At 37.4% G+C, this 18,436-nt stretch carries 16 protein-coding genes; 14 read left to right on the top strand and 2 right to left on the bottom strand.

Going from position 1 to position 18,436, the window contains the following annotated elements; genetic code table 11:
• Positions 1 to 243: 243 nt before the first annotated feature.
• A complete protein-coding gene (gene ytvI, locus WAX78_RS09000; protein WP_336481927.1) occupies positions 244 to 1,350 on the bottom strand; it encodes a sporulation integral membrane protein YtvI in 1,107 nt (368 codons plus the stop codon).
• A gap of 341 nt (positions 1,351 to 1,691) precedes the next feature.
• On the opposite strand from ytvI, the gene WAX78_RS08995 reads away from it, so the two are divergent.
• The 5 genes from WAX78_RS08995 (at position 1,692) to WAX78_RS08975 (ending at position 6,763) form a co-directional block, all read left to right on the top strand.
• A complete protein-coding gene (locus WAX78_RS08995) occupies positions 1,692 to 2,153 on the top strand; it encodes a DUF441 domain-containing protein (protein ID WP_336481926.1) in 462 nt (153 codons plus the stop codon).
• A 425-nt stretch (positions 2,154 to 2,578) separates the two neighbouring features.
• Entirely contained in the window at positions 2,579 to 3,697 is a 1,119-nt protein-coding gene (gene citZ / locus WAX78_RS08990; RefSeq protein ID WP_336481925.1) for a citrate synthase, read from the top strand.
• 133 nt (positions 3,698 to 3,830) lie between these two features.
• Positions 3,831 to 5,123, top strand: a complete 1,293-nt coding sequence (icd, locus tag WAX78_RS08985; protein WP_336481924.1) for an NADP-dependent isocitrate dehydrogenase — start codon at positions 3,831 to 3,833, stop codon at positions 5,121 to 5,123.
• Positions 5,124 to 5,143: 20 nt separating this feature from the next.
• Entirely contained in the window at positions 5,144 to 6,082 is a 939-nt protein-coding gene (gene mdh / locus WAX78_RS08980) for a malate dehydrogenase (RefSeq protein WP_336481923.1), read from the top strand.
• Positions 6,083 to 6,289: 207 nt separating this feature from the next.
• The gene (locus WAX78_RS08975) at positions 6,290 to 6,763 is read left to right on the top strand and encodes a MaoC/PaaZ C-terminal domain-containing protein (RefSeq protein WP_336481922.1); all 474 of its coding nucleotides are present in this window, start codon (positions 6,290 to 6,292) and stop codon (positions 6,761 to 6,763) included.
• Positions 6,764 to 6,842: 79 nt separating this feature from the next.
• Here the strand turns inward: WAX78_RS08975 and WAX78_RS08970 are convergent, their stop codons facing one another.
• Entirely contained in the window at positions 6,843 to 7,166 is a 324-nt protein-coding gene (locus tag WAX78_RS08970; RefSeq protein ID WP_336481921.1) for a YnfA family protein, read from the bottom strand.
• Between the two features lie 257 nt (positions 7,167 to 7,423).
• Here WAX78_RS08970 and WAX78_RS08965 point away from each other — a divergent pair, with 257 nt between their 5' ends.
• The 9 genes from WAX78_RS08965 (at position 7,424) to nrdR (ending at position 18,156) form a co-directional block, all read left to right on the top strand.
• Entirely contained in the window at positions 7,424 to 8,140 is a 717-nt protein-coding gene (locus tag WAX78_RS08965; protein WP_336481920.1) for a response regulator transcription factor, read from the top strand.
• The gene (gene pnpS, locus WAX78_RS08960; RefSeq protein WP_336481919.1) at positions 8,133 to 9,893 is read left to right on the top strand and encodes a two-component system histidine kinase PnpS; all 1,761 of its coding nucleotides are present in this window, start codon (positions 8,133 to 8,135) and stop codon (positions 9,891 to 9,893) included. The genes WAX78_RS08965 and pnpS overlap by 8 nt, the downstream gene beginning before the upstream one ends.
• A gap of 372 nt (positions 9,894 to 10,265) precedes the next feature.
• Positions 10,266 to 12,899, top strand: a complete 2,634-nt coding sequence (polA, locus tag WAX78_RS08955) for a DNA polymerase I (RefSeq protein ID WP_336481918.1) — start codon at positions 10,266 to 10,268, stop codon at positions 12,897 to 12,899.
• A gap of 12 nt (positions 12,900 to 12,911) precedes the next feature.
• The gene (gene mutM, locus WAX78_RS08950; RefSeq protein ID WP_336481917.1) at positions 12,912 to 13,742 is read left to right on the top strand and encodes a DNA-formamidopyrimidine glycosylase; all 831 of its coding nucleotides are present in this window, start codon (positions 12,912 to 12,914) and stop codon (positions 13,740 to 13,742) included.
• Positions 13,743 to 13,959: 217 nt separating this feature from the next.
• Positions 13,960 to 14,592: a sporulation membrane protein YtaF gene (gene ytaF / locus WAX78_RS08945; RefSeq protein WP_336481916.1), complete on the top strand. Its 633-nt coding sequence runs from the start codon at positions 13,960 to 13,962 to the stop codon at positions 14,590 to 14,592.
• A 344-nt stretch (positions 14,593 to 14,936) separates the two neighbouring features.
• Entirely contained in the window at positions 14,937 to 15,539 is a 603-nt protein-coding gene (gene coaE / locus WAX78_RS08940) for a dephospho-CoA kinase (protein ID WP_336481915.1), read from the top strand.
• Between the two features lie 109 nt (positions 15,540 to 15,648).
• Positions 15,649 to 16,677 carry a glyceraldehyde-3-phosphate dehydrogenase gene (locus tag WAX78_RS08935; protein WP_336481914.1) on the top strand — a complete coding sequence of 343 codons (1,029 nt, stop codon included), beginning with the start codon at positions 15,649 to 15,651 and terminating at the stop codon, positions 16,675 to 16,677.
• 376 nt (positions 16,678 to 17,053) lie between these two features.
• Positions 17,054 to 17,437 (top strand): adenosylmethionine decarboxylase, encoded by a 384-nt coding sequence (speD, locus tag WAX78_RS08930; RefSeq protein ID WP_195933853.1) that lies wholly within the window; start codon positions 17,054 to 17,056, stop codon positions 17,435 to 17,437.
• Between the two features lie 257 nt (positions 17,438 to 17,694).
• Positions 17,695 to 18,156: a transcriptional regulator NrdR gene (nrdR, locus tag WAX78_RS08925; RefSeq protein WP_336481913.1), complete on the top strand. Its 462-nt coding sequence runs from the start codon at positions 17,695 to 17,697 to the stop codon at positions 18,154 to 18,156.
• Positions 18,157 to 18,436: the final 280 nt, after the last annotated feature.

The raw sequence follows: 18,436 nt of genomic DNA, 5'->3' as shown, positions 1-18,436 counted from the left end.
AAAAGAGGGAAAAGAATTGTATTTTTATTCATCATAGTAAATAAAAAAACAAGGAGAGATTTCTCCTTGTTTTTAGTTGATTTTTCTATTGGTGAAAATTTATTTTATACCAATCGTTAGAGCTTTACTCCGCTTAACGGACGCTACATTTTCGGCAATTCACGGTGGAAAAGCGTTCGTAAGAGCCCGATTGGCTCAACTAATCCTCAGCAAGGGCAAATAATTGCTGAGGAAAGTTTCGCTTTACCCTTTTATAAACTTCCAAAGATCTTTAAATACATTTGCTTTATGTAATGTATTTAATAACACGAGTGTTACAGGACCGATAATCAGTCCTAAAAAACCAAATAATTTAAATCCGATAAATAAAGAAAATAATGTTGGAAGTGGATCAAGTCCAATGTTGGATGATAATACTTTTGGTTCCATTAATTGTCGTTGTACAATAACAACGATATATAAAATGAGTAAACCAAGTGCGAAAGCAGTGTCTCCTGTAAAGAATACGTATATAATCCATGGAACGAAAACAGTTCCTGTTCCTAAGTATGGAAGTAAATCAACAACTCCTGTAATAAGGGCGATAGTAATTGCGTACGGTACACGCAAAATTAATAGGCCGACTAGAACGATGATAGTCGTCATTGATATAAGTGTAAATTGTGCTTTTACAAATCCAAATAAAGCTTTTCGCAAATCAACAAAAATTGTTTTTCCATAACCGTGTAACCGATTTGGCAATAATTTCTCAATTTTACGAGCAAGACGGTGCCAATCAAAGCTAATAAAGAAAGTGGCTAATAAGACGAATACAAGAACAGTTAACATAGTCGGAAGAGCACTGATGAAATTTGTTAATCCGCTTATTATGGCTGTCAAAATAGTTTTCATTTGCTGCGTTGCTTCTGTACCAAGGTTTTGAATGTTTGTTGTAATCGTACTTTGTTGTGTTGCCCCAAGGTGATTGAATTTTGCAATTAAATCGTTATAGAGCGGCATAATGTTAGTGAGTGCAAATTCTTGCAGATACTGAACAATAGCCGGAAATTTATCTGGTACTATTTGTAATAAGTAAGTTGTTGCAGAAATCGCTTCTGTTACAAGATACGTAACGAGTCCAACGATGGCTCCAAATACAAGGATAAGGCTGATAAATACAGACAAAGCACGAGGGAATCGTAGTTTTTGATCGAGAAAGTTTACAACTGGATTGATCATATATGCAATTGCAAAAGCGATAATAAATGGGTATACAAGACCTGCTATATACACGAGTGCGTATACTCCCAAGATAGCTGCTGCAATGACAAATAGAAGTCGAAGTGCCATATAAAGTGAATGTCGATTCAAAGGTCTTTCCCCCTTTGCAAAATATGTTTCGTAAGAGCTAAGGTTGTGTAAGTATTCACTTATCAAATGATGAGATGCTTTGATGCATCTTCTGTAAATGGTATGATATTGTATGGGTTTTTCTCTTTTTATTTTACCTTTTTCTTGTAAGAAAGAAAAGGGAAGCAACTTCTTTTTGGGCGTAAGTGGAAACGATTCTCTATTCGCTGAATGAATTCCTCTTTTTTCAGAGAAAGCAAAGAAAATAGGTGGAGATGAAAAAACTCCACTGATGGAAGTTGCGCTTTATTAAAGGGATATGTTCGAGAGCACTTCATTATTTTCAGAAAGGATGAGGCATCATGATTAGTCAATCAACTTTATTTTTATTCATACTTCTTCTCATTGGATTTATCGCAAAAAATCAATCTTTAACAGTAGCGGTTGGCGTTTTGCTATTGATGAAATGGACGTTCTTAGGAGATAAACTGTTCCCTTATCTTCAAACGAAAGGAATTAACCTTGGGGTTACCATTATAACGATTGCGGTTCTTGTGCCGATTGCGACAGGAGAAATTGGTTTTAAGCAACTTGTAGAGGCAACAAAATCTTATTATGCTTGGATTGCTCTTGCTTCTGGTATTGCTGTAGCGCTTCTTGCGAAAGGCGGTGTACAACTTTTAGCGAGTGATCCGTATATTACGACAGCTCTTGTGTTTGGAACAATTATTTCGGTAGCACTATTTAATGGAGTAGCGGTGGGACCGTTAATTGGAGCTGGAATTGCATATGCTGCGATGAGTATTATACAGCTATTTAAATAAAAAAATTTATTGTAATATAAATTTTTTGAATTCTTTCCATTCACAAAAGTCAGATAATTGTTTATAATAGATTTATGGAACTTCTTCGAGTTACATAACAGCATAGACCTACACCAGATAAAATAAAAACAACATAAAATAATTTGGCTAATATTGTTTTATGTTGTTTTTATATATAAGCTCTCCGAAATTATATTTCCTCACTATGTATCGTTTGTAGCGTGGGGAGGCGGGGAGAATCTCACGTCTATGCTAAAAAAGCATGGAACGATAGATGTAAATGCAGAAGTGATCGTGCTAGGGTGTATTTCGCTTGTTTCAGAGGTGAACGGGTGCTCATTCATTTCCGTGAACAGCGGAAAGTACATTTTATTGAGACAAAGTATAAGGTTGGGGAGAAATTTCGTGGAAAAGGAGAGATTATAATGACTGTTATTCGAGGTTTAGAAGGGGTAGTAGCAACAACATCATCTGTAAGTTCTATTATTGATGATACATTAACATATGTGGGATACGATATTGATGATTTAGCTGAAAATGCTACATTTGAAGAAGTTGTATACTTATTGTGGCATCGCAAGCTTCCGAATGAAATGGAATTAGAAGAATTAAAAACACAATTATCCCAGCATGCAGGAGTGCCAGGGGATATTTTAGAATATTTGAAAAACACAAACTTGAAAACAACACATCCAATGTCTGTTTTACGTACAGCAATTTCCATGCTATCATTATACGATGAAGACGCTGAATTAATGAATGCAGAGTCCAATTATTTGAAAGCGGTTAAATTACAGGCGCAAGTTTCAACTCTTGTTGCGGCATTTGCAAGAATCCGCAAGGGGTTAGATGTTGTTGAGCCTCGTAAAGATTTATCATTAGCTGCAAACTTTTTATATATGTTAAATAATCGTGAGCCAAATGAAGTTGAAATTGAAGCGTTTGATAAGGCGCTTGTACTTCATGCGGACCATGAATTAAATGCATCTACTTTTACAGCGCGTGTTTGTGTAGCTACACTTTCCGATGTGTATTCCGGTATTACAGCAGCAATTGGTGCTTTAAAAGGACCACTTCATGGCGGGGCAAATGAAAATGTAATGAAGATGCTAATGGAAATCGGTGAAGAAGAAAATGTAGAATCATATATTGATAATGCATTTGCGAATAAAGTGAAAATTATGGGCTTTGGACATCGCGTATACCGCAATGGTGATCCACGCGCAAAACACTTACGTGAAATGTCTAAGCGTTTATGCGTGCTAACAGGGCAAGATAAGTGGTATAATATGTCCATTAAAATTGAGGAGCTTGTAACTTCAGCAAAACAGCTTCCGCCAAATGTAGATTTTTATTCTGCATCTGTGTACCATTGCTTAGGAATTGATCATGATTTATTTACACCAATCTTTGCAATCAGCCGTATGTCTGGTTGGTTAGCTCATATTCTAGAACAATATGAAAATAACCGTCTCATTCGTCCGCGTGCAGATTATAATGGTCCGATTAACCAACGTTATGTACCAATCGGTCAAAGAGCGTAATGCGCTTTCAAGAATCTGACTTTTTCGCAAAGATATAATGATTGGAATATTTAAACTTTAATTTATGGTTTGAACTGAGGGGGTTATCCCTCAGTTTCATACATATGAAATTTCAAACATGGGGGTAATCGCAGTGACTACAGGAGAAAAAATTACCGTAACTAATGGTGTTATGAATGTACCAAACAACCCAATCATTCCTTTTATTGAAGGAGATGGCATTGGACCAGACATTTGGGCAGCAGCATCCCGCGTATTAGAGGCGGCTGTTGAAAAAGCATATAATGGTGAAAAGAAAATTGTTTGGAAAGAAGTGCTTGCTGGGGAAAAAGCATTTAATCAAACAGGTGAGTGGTTACCAGAAGAAACGTTAGAATTGATTCGCGAATATTTAATCGCAATTAAGGGGCCATTAACAACTCCTGTTGGTGGTGGTATTCGTTCTTTAAACGTAGCGCTTCGTCAAGAACTAGACTTATACGTATGTTTACGTCCTGTTCGCTACTTTGATGGTGTTCCTTCTCCTATCAAGCGTCCGGAAGATACTGATATGGTTATTTTCCGTGAGAATACAGAGGACATCTACGCTGGTATTGAATATGCACAAGGTTCTGAAGAAGTTCAAAAGCTTCTTGCGTTTTTACAAAATGAAATGGGCGTGAAGAAAATCCGTTTCCCAGAAACTTCTGGACTTGGAATTAAGCCAATTTCTGAAGAAGGTACAAAGCGTCTTGTTCGCGCTGCGATTCAATATGCAATTAATGAAAAACGTTCTTCTGTTACATTAGTTCATAAAGGTAACATTATGAAGTTTACAGAAGGTGCATTCAAAAACTGGGGTTATGAAGTAGCAGAAAAAGAATTTGGCGACAAAGTATTTACTTGGGCTGAATATGACCGTATTGTTGAGAAAGAAGGAAAAGATGCTGCGAATAAAGCGATGTCAGACGCAGAAGCGGCTGGAAAGATCATCGTAAAAGATTCAATTGCAGATATTTTCTTACAACAAATCTTGACGCGTCCACGCGAGTTCGACGTTGTAGCAACAATGAACTTAAATGGCGATTATATTTCTGATGCTCTTGCAGCGCAAGTTGGCGGCATCGGTATTGCACCTGGTGCTAACATTAACTATGTTACTGGACATGCTATTTTTGAAGCGACACATGGTACAGCTCCGAAATATGCAGGTTTAGATAAAGTAAATCCATCTTCAGTTCTTCTTTCAGGGGTATTGATGTTAGAACATTTAGGATGGAATGAAGCAGCGAATTTAATTACTAACTCTGTAGAAAAAACGATTGCTTCAAAAGTGGTAACATATGACTTCGCACGCCTTATGGAAGGTGCAACTGAAGTGAAATGTTCCGAATTTGCTGACGCCCTTATTAACAATATGGACGTAGCGGTTATTAAAAACGCATAATTCAAAGTGGGGGAGAAATTATGACAATCAAACGCAAAAAGGTTTCAGTCATCGGTGCGGGATTTACAGGGGCAACAACAGCATTCTTATTAGCGCAAAAAGAATTAGCAGACGTTGTATTAGTGGACATTCCACAACTTGAAAATCCAACAAGAGGGAAAGCGTTAGATATGTTAGAAGCAAGCCCTGTACAAGGTTTCGATGCTAACATCATCGGCACATCTGATTACGCAGATACAGCTGATTCTGATGTTGTAATTATTACGGCAGGTATTGCTCGTAAGCCAGGTATGAGCCGTGATGATTTAGTGGCAACAAACTCTAAAATTATGAAAAGTATAACAAGAGAAATTGCGAAATATTCTCCGAATACAATTATTGTTGTATTAACAAATCCTGTTGATGCAATGACATATTCAGTATTTAAAGAAGCTGGATTCCCGAAAGAGCGCGTTATCGGTCAATCTGGTGTATTAGATACAGCTCGTTTCCGTACATTTATTGCACAAGAATTAAATCTATCTGTGAAAGATATTACAGGATTTGTTCTTGGCGGACACGGTGATGAAATGGTACCGCTTGTTCGTTATTCTTACGCAGGTGGTATTCCGCTTGAAACATTAATTCCGAAAGAACGCTTAGATGCAATTGTTGAACGCACTCGTAAAGGCGGCGGTGAAATTGTAAATCTATTAGGAAACGGTAGTGCATACTACGCACCAGCTGCTTCTTTAGTAGAGATGACGGAAGCTATCTTAAAAGACCAACGCCGCGTATTGCCAGCTATTGCATACCTTGAAGGTGAATATGGCTATAGCGATCTTTACTTAGGTGTTCCAGTTATCCTTGGCGGTAACGGAATTGAAAAGATTATTGAATTAGATCTTCTTCCAGAAGAAAAAGAAGGATTAGATCGTTCTGTAGAATCTGTACGCAGCGTAATGAAAGTGCTTGCATAAGAAAAGAAAGAAAAAGATTCGGGGCTCCCGAATCTTTTTCCACTATTAGAGGATTATTTTTGTAAAATAATTTGAAAGCGTTATCAAATAGGTATCCTACAATGTAAAATGTAGATTTGTAGTGAATGTGCTCTCATTGTTATAAAGATTCGTATAATATACCACTTCGAGTAGGATAATTTAAATATCGATCGGAGGGATTGTATCATGTTAAAAAAGAAAAGCAAATTAGGTCGTAAAATGGATGAAATTACAGTAGGAGAAAAGTTATCCGTTACAGAGAAAATAGAAGACAAAGATTTGTTATTATATTTAGGATTAACGAATGATTCAAATCCGTTATATATTCAGCATGATTATGCATCCCAAACTCCGTATGAAAAACCAATTGTACCAAGTATTATGTTAACGGGGATTGTTACAACTGCAGTTACAAAATACTTACCTGGTCCAGGAAGTCATGTCGTAAGACAAGAAATTGAATTTTTAAAGCCTGTATACCATTATGCAACGTTGCAAATTCATTTTGAAGTTGTTTCCGTTTACAAAGAAGATCATTTAATTGAAATGCAAATGTTTGCGTACAATGAGAAAGAAGAAGAAGTGATGAAAGGTTTACTAACAGTAACACCGCCGCATCATTTAACAACAATATTTGAAAGAGCACTTGATAATTTCTGATAAAAAAACAGGTGATGTGATGTCACCTGTTTTTCTTATTCATCTTAAATAGGTAATGTTATTTAGAGAAACAAGTATCTTATCCGCGTGGCCATAACATAATAAACACGCCAACGATACAAATCAAGGCTCCGCCCCAATCGAATAGGTCGGGTGTTTTTTTATCTATCCACCAGCCCCATAATATACTCATTACAATAAATACGCCGCCATAAGCTGCATATACTCTTCCAAAGCTTGAGAATACTTGGAATGTAGCGATGACCCCATATAAAAATAGAATCACTCCTCCGATGATGCCGATTCCAATAGAACCGCCTTCGCGCAGCCATTTCCAAATGAGATAACCACCGCTAATTTCAGCTAGACCTGCAAGGAAAAAGATAATAAATGCTTTTAACATAAGGGCCCTTTCTGTAAAAATGTATTTTGTTGTATAAAGGTAACATAAAGTGGAGCGTAAGTCAGTGGGGGGGCTTCATTTCCTACTGATGGTTAGTTAAACCAATCGGAGTCTTACAGGCCGTTAATGCGGGATAAACTCTTATTTTTCAAAGAACAATTTTATTGAGAGGGGTTTTGTTTTCTAGTATGATGGAAATGTCGGGGAAGAATACTAGGGTGAAGAATGTTTAAGAGTCTATAACCTGGAGGAAAAGAATGAGTAATCGAATTTTAGTCGTAGACGATGAGGAGTTTATCTTAACTTTAATCGAATTTAATCTGCAGCAAGCAGGGTTTGAAGTCATAACGGCGATGGATGGAGAAACAGCGCTGCATAAAGCGCAGACGGAACGCCCGGATCTGATTATATTAGATTTAATGCTTCCAAAAATGGATGGAATGGAAGTTTGTAAAGAACTGCGCCTGCAGCGTATTATGACACCTATTTTAATGTTAACAGCAAAAGATGATGAATTTGATAAAGTGTTAGGCCTTGAACTTGGAGCGGATGATTATATGACAAAGCCGTTCAGCCCAAGAGAAGTAGTTGCGCGTGTAAAGGCTATTTTGCGCCGTACGAAACTCAACGATGAACAAGTGCCGGAAGTAGAAGATGAAAATAGTATTATAATTGCTGAATTAAAAATTTTACCGGATTTTTATGAAGCATATTTCCAAGGGGAAAAGTTAGAACTTACACCAAAAGAATTTGAATTACTTGTATATTTAGCGAAACATAAAAGCCGCGTGTTAACTCGTGATCAGCTGCTAAGTGCTGTGTGGAATTATGATTTTGCTGGGGATACGCGTATTGTTGATGTTCATATTAGTCACTTGCGAGATAAAATCGAAAAAAATACAAAAAAACCAACTTACATTAAAACAATCCGCGGATTAGGTTATAAATTGGAGGAGCCAAAAGGGGATGAATAAATTTCGCTCAAGGCTTCTCTTTACGTTTATTTCTCTAATTGTTCTTATTTTTGTAGGGACAGGATTATTGCTTGAAAAAGTATTGGAAGGATTTTATGTCAATCACTTCCATGAGAGGTTGGAGAAAGAAATACAGTACGTTGCTTCTGTTGTCGAGACGGAAGGAATTGATAATGTCCTTAAGAAACCAAATGTATTTTTGAAATTTGAAGAGCAGTTTGGTGCATATGTAACGTTTGTAAATGAACAAAAACAAATTCAATATGAGACTGTAAACCAACAGGCGGTATCACGCAAAGAAGTGATAGAAGAACTTCTTCCAGAAGCAAGAAAACAAACGCATACAGTTGTGATGAAGGAGACAAAGGATGAACACCCATATTACTATGCTATGTTTATCCAAGATGCACAGGGGAAGAAAGGGTATATCCTTATTAATGCTTCTACTGATTCCTTGAAAACTGTGCATCAAAAAACTTGGGGTATAGTAATTCTTGGTTTTATCACTTCTTTCTTTATTATTCTATTTCTTGTTATGAGAATTACAGGACAGTATATTAGACCGATTGAGTCTGTTACAAAAGTAGCGATTGAACTGGCGAAAGGAAATTATAAAGCACGTGCTTATGAAAGTCATTCAGATGAGACGGGAATGCTCAGCAAGGCAATTAATATTTTAGCACGTAATTTACAAGAGATGACGTTAGAGCAAGAAATGCAGCAAGATCGTCTGCATACACTCATTGAAAATATGGGAAGCGGTATGATTTTAATTGATAGCCGCGGCCATGTTAGTCTTGTCAATCGTTCTTATAAAGAGACTTTTCATGTAACAGATGAGGAGTATTTACATCGTTTATATTATGAGGCATTTACGCACAAAGAAATTGTCGAACTTGTAGAAGAAATTTTTATGACAGAGGTCAAAGTACGGAAGCAAATGTTGTTGCCTCTTGAAATTGAAAGAAAACACTTTGAAGTGTATGGTGCTCCAATTATTGGAACAAACCATGAATGGAAAGGGATTGTACTTGTCTTTCATGATATTACGGAGCTTAAGAAACTTGAGCAAATGCGTAAAGATTTCTTGGCAAATGTGTCACATGAACTAAAAACGCCCATTACTTCTATTAAAGGATTTTCAGAAACATTGCTTGATGGAGCGATGGAAAATCAGCAATTTCTTGAGCATTTCTTACATATTATTTTGAAAGAAAGCGACCGAATGCAAATGTTAATTGAAGACTTACTAGATTTATCGAAAATTGAACAACAAGGATTTCGGTTAAATATGGGAGTTGTCGACTTAAAAGGGTTATTAGAAGAAGTCGGTATGATATTAGAAAATAAAGCAAGTGATAAAGACATTCGTTTACGTGTCGATGTGAATGAACATATCTCTGTCGTAGGAGATGCAGAACGATTGAAACAAGTCTTTATTAATTTAATGAATAATGCAATTTTATATACACCAGCAGGCGGGACTGTTTCTGTTAGGCTTTCGTATGATAGTCAAAACGTATATATAAAGGTATCTGACACAGGCATTGGAATAGAAAAAGAAGAAATCCCTCGTATTTTTGAGCGTTTTTACCGCGTTGATAAAGCGCGCAGTCGTAATACAGGTGGCACGGGACTTGGATTGTCTATTGTGAAACATTTAGTTGAAGCACATCATGGGATGATCACTGTAGAAAGTGCAATTGGGGTTGGAACGACTTTTACTGTTACCCTTGAAAAGTACAGTAAGTAGATATTTACATTATATTAACAATAGCTTCATTTTATATTAATAAAGGTCTGTTACTATAATACATGAAAACCCCTTCATCCAAGGAGTAGTTTTGGACGAGAATAAGGAGACTTATTCTCGTCACTTCCCTTTTTGTAATGATAGTTCTTTTTTTGAAATGTTTTCATGCGTGCTATGTTATACCGATATATATATGCTGTTATATTTCAAGAGTAAGAATGAATTCCACCTATATGATGCTGAATATAATTATGAGGAAAGCCGTTGTTTTTCTTCTCTCTTCTAGTCGTGGTAATATAGAGAGAAGAAAAGGAACGGTTTTTTCTATGTATTGAGAAATCGTTTTAATTTTTTACGGGGAGGTTTTTCAAATTGGAAAAGAAAGTCGTTTTAGTTGATGGAAATAATATTGCATATCGCGCCTTCTTTGCGTTGCCGCTTTTAAACAACGACAAAGGTATACATACAAATGCCATTTATGGTTTTACGATGATGTTAATGAGAATTCTAGAAGAAGAAAAGCCAACGCATATGCTCGTTGCGTTTGATGCGGGGAAAACAACGTTTCGTCATAAAACATATAGTGAGTATAAGGGTGGCCGTCAAAAAACACCACCAGAACTATCAGAGCAATTTTCGTTCATCCGTGAAATGTTAGATGCATTTCATGTGCCTCGTTACGAATTAGAGAACTACGAAGCAGATGACATTATGGGAACATTGGCAAAAGAAGCGAGTGAGCAAGGAGTTTCAGTAAAAGTCATTTCCGGAGATAAAGATTTGCTTCAGCTCGTTTCAGACAATACCTGCGTTTGTATTCCGCGTAAAGGAATTACAGAAGTGGACGAGTATACAAAAGAAACATTATTTGAAAAATATAGTTTATCTCCAAAGCAAATTATTGATATGAAAGGGCTGATGGGAGATCAATCAGATAATATCCCAGGTGTCCCAGGTGTCGGTGAGAAGACGGCAATTAAATTGTTAACACAATTTGAAACAGTAGAAGCTGTATATGAAAACTTAGACAAAGTGAGCGGTAAGAAATTAAAAGAAAAGCTTGAAGAAAATAAAGAGCAAGCGTTGATGAGTAAAGAGTTAGCAACAATTATTACTGATGCTCCAATTACGGTTCATTTGGATGATATTGCTTATAACGGATATGATAATAGCGATATTATCCCAGTATTTGAGAACTTAGGGTTTCATTCTTTATTAACCAAGTTAGGAGCGCCGATTGCAGAAACGCCTGCAGCTGAGCTAGATGATATCTCGTTTGAAATCGTAGAAGAAGTAACGGAAGAAATGTTGCAGCAAGATAGTGCGCTTATTGTAGAAGTACAAGAAGACAATTATCACGGAGCCGATATTCAAGGATTTGGTATTCAAAATGAAAACGGATGTTACTTTGTCAAGGCTGATATCGCTCTCCAATCACAACCTTTTACGAGCTGGTTAGCGAATCCAGAGATGAAGAAGTATACATTTGACGCTAAGCGTGCAATTGTTGCGTTAAAGTGGAAAGGCTATGAAATAAAGGGAATCGATTTTGATTTATTAATTGCAGCTTACTTACTTGATCCAGCAGAAACCGATAAAGATTTTCGTGCCGTTGCGAAAATGAAAGAAACGCATGCTGTGCAATCAGATGAAGAGGTATATGGAAAAGGTGCAAAACGAGCTGTACCAGAGCAGGCAGTTGTAGCAGAACACGTAGCGCGAAAAGTACATGTGTTATACGATGTACAGCAATCATTTGCTGAAGAACTGAAAAAGAATGAGCAGTATGAATTATTTACAGAGCTGGAAATGCCGCTTTGCCGCGTATTAGCTGAAATGGAATGTAAAGGCGTTGCAGTTGATACAAATCGTCTCCGTAATATGGGGGATGAATTGGCTGTGCAGCTTAAGAAAATGGAAGAAGAAATTTATGAGCTTGCAGGAACGGAATTCAATATTAATTCACCGAAACAACTTGGTGTAATCTTATTTGAAAACTTAAATTTACCGGTTATAAAAAAGACAAAAACGGGTTATTCTACATCAGCTGATGTGCTTGAAAAATTAATGGAGCATCATGAAATTATTCCGAAAATCTTACACTATCGTCAGCTGGGAAAATTAAATTCTACGTACATTGAAGGTTTACTGAAAGTTGTTTATACAGATTCGTCCAAAATTCATACACGTTTTAATCAAGTATTAACACAAACAGGACGTTTAAGTTCAACAGATCCAAACTTACAAAACATTCCGATTCGTTTAGAAGAAGGGAGAAAAATACGTCAAGCGTTTATTCCGTCAGAAAAAGATTGGGTTATGTTTGCGGCGGATTATTCTCAAATCGAATTACGTGTATTAGCACATATTTCGAAAGATAATGGCTTGATTGAGGCATTCCAACATGATATGGATATTCATACAAAAACAGCGATGGATGTGTTTGGAGTTGAAAAAGAGGGGGTAACCTCTAATATGAGACGACAAGCGAAAGCTGTAAATTTCGGAATTGTGTACGGCATTAGTGATTATGGTTTATCGCAAAACCTTGGCATTACAAGAAAAGCAGCAGCTGATTTCATTCAAAAGTATTTAGAGAGTTTTCCGGGAGTAAAAGAATATATGAATGATATTGTGCAAGATACGAAGCAAAAAGGATATGTATCTACATTACTGAATCGTCGCCGTTACATCCCAGAAATTACGAGCCGTAATTTTAATTTGCGCAGCTTTGCAGAACGCACGGCAATGAATACACCTATTCAAGGAAGTGCTGCGGACATTATTAAGAAAGCGATGATTATTATGGCGGATCGACTAGAAGAAGAAGGATTACAAGCTCGTCTTCTTCTGCAAGTGCACGATGAACTTATTTTTGAAGTGCCTCAAGAGGAAGTAGAGAAGCTAGAGAAGCTTGTACCTGAAGTAATGGAGCATGCGATTGAGCTTTCTGTTCCATTAAAGGTTGATTACTCATATGGTCCAACATGGTACGACGCAAAATAAGGAAGTGATAGTATGCCAGAACTACCAGAGGTTGAAAATGTAAGACGAACGCTAGAGAAGCTCGTCAAAGGAAAGACGATTGAAGAAGTTATTGTAACATATCCAAAATTGGTGAAAGAACCAGACGATGCTGAACTTTTCAAAGAGATGCTGCGCGGAGAAACGATTGAAGAGGTTGGACGCCGCGGCAAGTTTCTTCTTATATATGTAACCCGTTACGTCATTGTTTCTCATTTACGAATGGAAGGGAAATATATGCTGCACGAAGCAAATGATCCAGTCGATAAACATACACACGTCCGTTTTCGTTTTACAGACGGTACGGAACTTCGTTATAAAGATGTACGTAAATTTGGTACGATGCATCTTTTCGAAAAAGGAACGGAGCTTACAATTATACCGCTGGCAGATTTAGGGCCAGAGCCTTTTTCGGATGAATTAACACCGGGGTATTTACGAGAAAGAATGCAAAAAACCGCTCGAAAAGTAAAAGTTGTTTTGCTAGATCAACGCATTGTAGTTGGTCTTGGCAATATATATGTAGATGAAGTATTATTCCGTTCACGTATTCATCCAGAGCGAGAAGCGTCTTCTTTAACGAATGAGGAATTTGAAACGTTGTATAAAGAAATTGTTGCAACATTAACAGAAGCGGTCGAGCGTGGTGGAAGTACAATTCGTACGTATATGAATTCGCAAGGACAAATTGGTTCATTTCAAGAACGATTTTACGTATATGGAAAAAAAGGTGAACCATGTGTAACATGTGGCACTGCACTTGAAAAAACAGTTGTTGGTGGACGAGGTACACATTATTGCCCTGTTTGTCAGTTGAAAAGTTAAGCAAACAAAACATTAGTAAAAATACCTATTGATGACAGCATCATTTCATCCCGCTATTCGCGGGCAGTAAGTCCCCCCCGCCCTAAGGTGCAGAGAGAAGCCAGAAAGATGGGTGGGGGATAACTGTTGGAAGTTTCATATTTTTTTTTGTAATAACATCGGATAGGCTTCTGTCATATATATACAGCAAAGCTATGTATAGGGAAGGAGCTTATCGATGTATCATTATTTCTCTCTTATTTTATTAGCTTTTACGCTAAGTTTAGACAGCTGCAGTGTGGGGCTTACATACGGGCTCCGCAATGTCCGAATTCCATTGAAGTCTATTATTGTAATCGGTATTTGTTCAGCTGTTGTGATGATATTATCAATGGGAATCGGGCATATGATTGCACAAATTTTTTCGCCGGTGCTTGCGGCAAGAATTGGTGGATTGGTTCTCGTGGCAATCGGTGCGTGGGTGTTGTATCAATTTTTTCAAAGTGATAAAAAAGAGGAAGCGCCGCAAGAAGAAAAAGTATGGAACTTAGAAATTGCTTCTCTTGGTCTTGTCATTCAAATTTTACGAAAACCGACTGTTGCTGATTTTGATAAATCTGGGATAATTTCGGGCATGGAAGCGCTTCTTCTTGGCATGGCGCTTTCATTAGATTCATTTGGAGCAGGTATTGGGGCGTCTTTACTTGGATATTCCCCATTTATGATGGCGGGATTAGTTGCAGTAATGAGCTCGTTATTTTTATTTATTGGAATGAAAACAGGAACAGTATTATCGAATATGCGATGGCTACAAAAGTTCACGTTTTTGCCGGGTATATTACTTATTATTATTGGAATTTGGAAAATGTAAGAGGAGACGTGAAACGATGTTTCACGTCTTTATTTTTAAACAATAAGAATTTATCCCGCTATTCGCGAGCGGTAAGCCCCCGCCTCAAGATGCAAGGAGAAGCGTTGTCCAGCCCTAGCGGCTAGAATCTCCGGTCGTTTCACCCCCTCGGACGAGGCAAAAAGCGTCTCTCTGCCTTAGGCGCGGGCGTCCTGCGATTCTGAGCGAGCCGCTTCCGCTTTTCTAAAGAAGATAGGTGGGAGATAACTGCTGGAAGTTTCACTTTATAAAAATTGGAGATGTCTGGCTTCAGCGCTTGTTTTTACGAAACAGGACGCTTAAGCTTTTCTTAAGGGGGAATTATGATGACAGTTGTAATTGGATTAACAGGCGGCATTGCAAGTGGAAAAAGTACAGTATCACAAATGTTTCAAGGTTTTCACGTTCCAGTTATTGATGCAGATGTTATTGCGAGGGAAGTTGTAGAACCAGGGAAGGAAGCGTATAACGAAATTGTAGCAGCATTTGGGAAAGAAGTGCTGGGGGAAAATGGAGAACTAGATCGTCCGAAGCTTGGCAGCATTGTGTTCCATAATGAAGAAAAACTTTTGCTGTTAAATGGCATTGTTCACCCTGCTGTGCGAGAAGAAATGAATGCACAAAAGGATATGTACATAAGAGAAAAGGCGCAAGCGGTTGTGCTTGATATTCCACTATTATTTGAGAGTAAATTAACAGGTCTTGTAGATGAAATTTTGCTCGTTTATGTTGACAGTGAGACGCAGCTTACAAGATTAATGGAGCGCAATAATTTTACGGAAGAAGAGGCAAAAGCACGTATTGCTTCGCAAATGCCGCTAGAAGATAAAATCACATTAGCAGATAAAGTGATTAATAATAATGGCACAATGGAAGAAACGAAAGCACAATTAAGTCGCATTTTAAAAGAATGGAACATTATTAAATAAAAAAATTTAAAAATGATGAAATTGTTTAGTGACATATCGCCTTTTTGTGTTATACTATTATTGGGATTGGAGATAAATAGTATAACGCAATCAAGGGGGATAACATATTATGATTCGTGTGGCAATTAATGGTTTTGGACGTATTGGGAGAATGGTGTTTCGCCAGGCTATAAAAGAAAGCGCATTCGAAATTGTAGCGATCAATGCGAGCTACCCATCTGAAACGTTAGCACATTTAATTAAATATGATACAGTTCATGGTAAATTTGATGGTACAGTAGAAGCGTTTGAAGATCATTTATTAGTAGATGGCAAAATGATTCGCCTTTTAAACAACCGCGATCCAAGAGAATTGCCTTGGAAAGAATTAGGAGTAGACGTTGTAATTGAAGCAACGGGTAAATTTAACTCCAAAGAAAAAGCAAGTCTTCACGTAGAAGCTGGTGCGAAAAATGTTATTTTAACTGCACCAGGAAAAAATGAAGATATAACAGTTGTTGTTGGTGTAAACGATGAACAACTTGATATTACAAAACATAGCGTTATTTCAAATGCATCTTGTACAACAAACTGTTTAGCACCTGTTGTAAAGGTGTTAGATGAGCAGTTTGGAATTGAAAACGGTTTAATGACAACAGTTCATGCTTATACAAATGACCAAAAAAATATTGATAATCCACATAAAGATTTACGCAGAGCACGTGCATGCGGCCAGTCTATCATTCCGACAACGACAGGTGCTGCGAAAGCGTTAGCAAAAGTTCTTCCGCACTTAAATGGAAAACTTCATGGTATGGCACTTCGTGTTCCAACACCAAACGTATCTCTTGTTGACTTAGTTGTGGATGTAAAGCGCGATGTAACAGTGGAAGAAATTAATGAAGCGTTTATGACAGCAGCTAATGGTGCATTAAAAGGAATTGTAGCATTTAGTGATGAGCCGCTTGTTTCAATAGATTTCAATACAAATACACATTCCGCAATCATTGATGGTTTATCTACAATGGTAATGGGTGAGCGTAAAGTGAAAGTACTTGCTTGGTACGATAACGAGTGGGGTTATTCTCGTCGTGTTGTAGATCTTGTAAAGCTTGTTGTAGACCAATTTGCGAAACAAGAAAACGTACAACATATTTAATAGATGAGAAAAAGGCAAGCGTTAGCTAGCCTTTTTCTTTTTTTTTATGAAAGGAAAAGAATACATATGCTTTTTCTTTGTAAATCACCTAAAAGGGCTATAATTACTGTAATCTGGAGTCTTTTCTTCTTTTTTCGGAGAAAAGTAAAAGAGAAAGTGTCACCGAAAAGTAAAAAACTGTTGTTGCAAAATGAAAATAAACAAAGTATACTAACATTCGTAAACTTAAGAGCTGAGGTGGTAGTCACTGCTTAAAGGGTTAGGACCTCTCTGGACTAACTTTCCCCCGTGGTAGTGGAGCAAACCAAATTGCAAATTAGTTTTCAATTCGAACAGTTGTATTAAATTTATAAGGGGGAACTGTAGAATGGATACTATGGATACTATGGGTCGTCACGTAATCGCGGAACTTTGGGATTGCGATTTCGACAAGCTTAATGATATGCCTTTTATTGAAAAATTATTTGTGGATGCAGCACTTCGAGCAGGCGCTGAAGTACGTGAGGTTGCTTTCCATAAATTTGCACCACAAGGTGTAAGTGGAGTTGTAATCATTTCTGAATCTCACTTAACAATCCACAGCTTCCCAGAACATGGTTATGCAAGTATTGATGTATACACTTGTGGTGATCGCATTGATCCAAATGTTGCTGCGGACTATATCGCTGAAGGTTTGGAAGCGAAAACGAGAGAGAGCATTGAGCTTCCTCGTGGTACAGGTAGCTTCGAAATTAAACAAAGAGAAACAAAAGCTCTTTAAAAAAGAAGATAAGTGATTTAAAATGTAAAGAGGTGTATAATACACCTCTTTTTAATTTACCCGCTATTCGGGGACGGTAAGATCCATACTGCTGGAAGTTTCACTTTATACAAGGGTAAATTAATTGTTAGAAAGATAAAAAAGAATAACGTACATAAGTATATTTAATTAAGGCTTTATAATATAGAAGAGAAAATTCTTGTTTATAACGTTTTGGTTTTGTTAAGATAAAATTAAATTGTAAAGGAGTGAATGGATTGCGTTGTCCATCCTGTTTTCACAATGGTACGAGAGTATTGGATTCGCGTCCAGTTGATGAAGGGCGATCAATTCGCAGGAGAAGAGAGTGCGAAAGTTGCCTCAATCGCTTTACAACATTTGAACGTGTTGAGGAGCCGCCGCTAATTGTTGTAAAGAAAGAAGGAATGCGAGAAGAGTTTAACAAAGAGAAAATTTTGCGCGGTTTAATTAAAGCGTGTGAAAAACGACCTGTATCTTTAAAACAATTAGAAGAAATTACGCAACATGTAGAACGTGAATTGCGTAACTCAGGAATGTCAGAAGTAAAAAGCGATATGATTGGTGAAATGGTCATGGAAGAGCTTCGTGACATTGATGATGTTGCATATGTACGTTTTGCATCTGTTTATCGACAATTTAAAGATTTGAACGTATTTATTGAAGAGTTAAAAGATATACTTCAAAAAGAACGAAAATAAAAGAGCTAGAAGCGTAAGCTATTAGCTCTTTTTTTCACTAATAAGTAATATAAATCACATGTATCCCGCTATTCGCGGGCCGTAAGATCTTCATCTCGAAATTCTGAGAAAAGCGTTGTCCAGCTCTAGCGGCTAGAATCTCCGGTCGTTTCGCCCCCTCGGACGGGGCAAAAAGCGCCTCTCTGTCGGGTGCTCCAACGTCCTGCGATTCTGGGCGAGCCGCTTCCGCTTTTCTACAGAAGAGAGGTGGAGATAACTTTTGGTATCCGCCCGATTGGTG

The sequence above is a fragment of the Bacillus yunxiaonensis genome, assembly GCF_037104695.1.
Taxonomy (GTDB): domain Bacteria; phylum Bacillota; class Bacilli; order Bacillales; family Bacillaceae_G; genus Bacillus_A; species Bacillus_A yunxiaonensis.
Note: the sequence above shows the minus strand (reverse complement) of the source record. Positions and strands in the feature narration are given on the sequence as shown.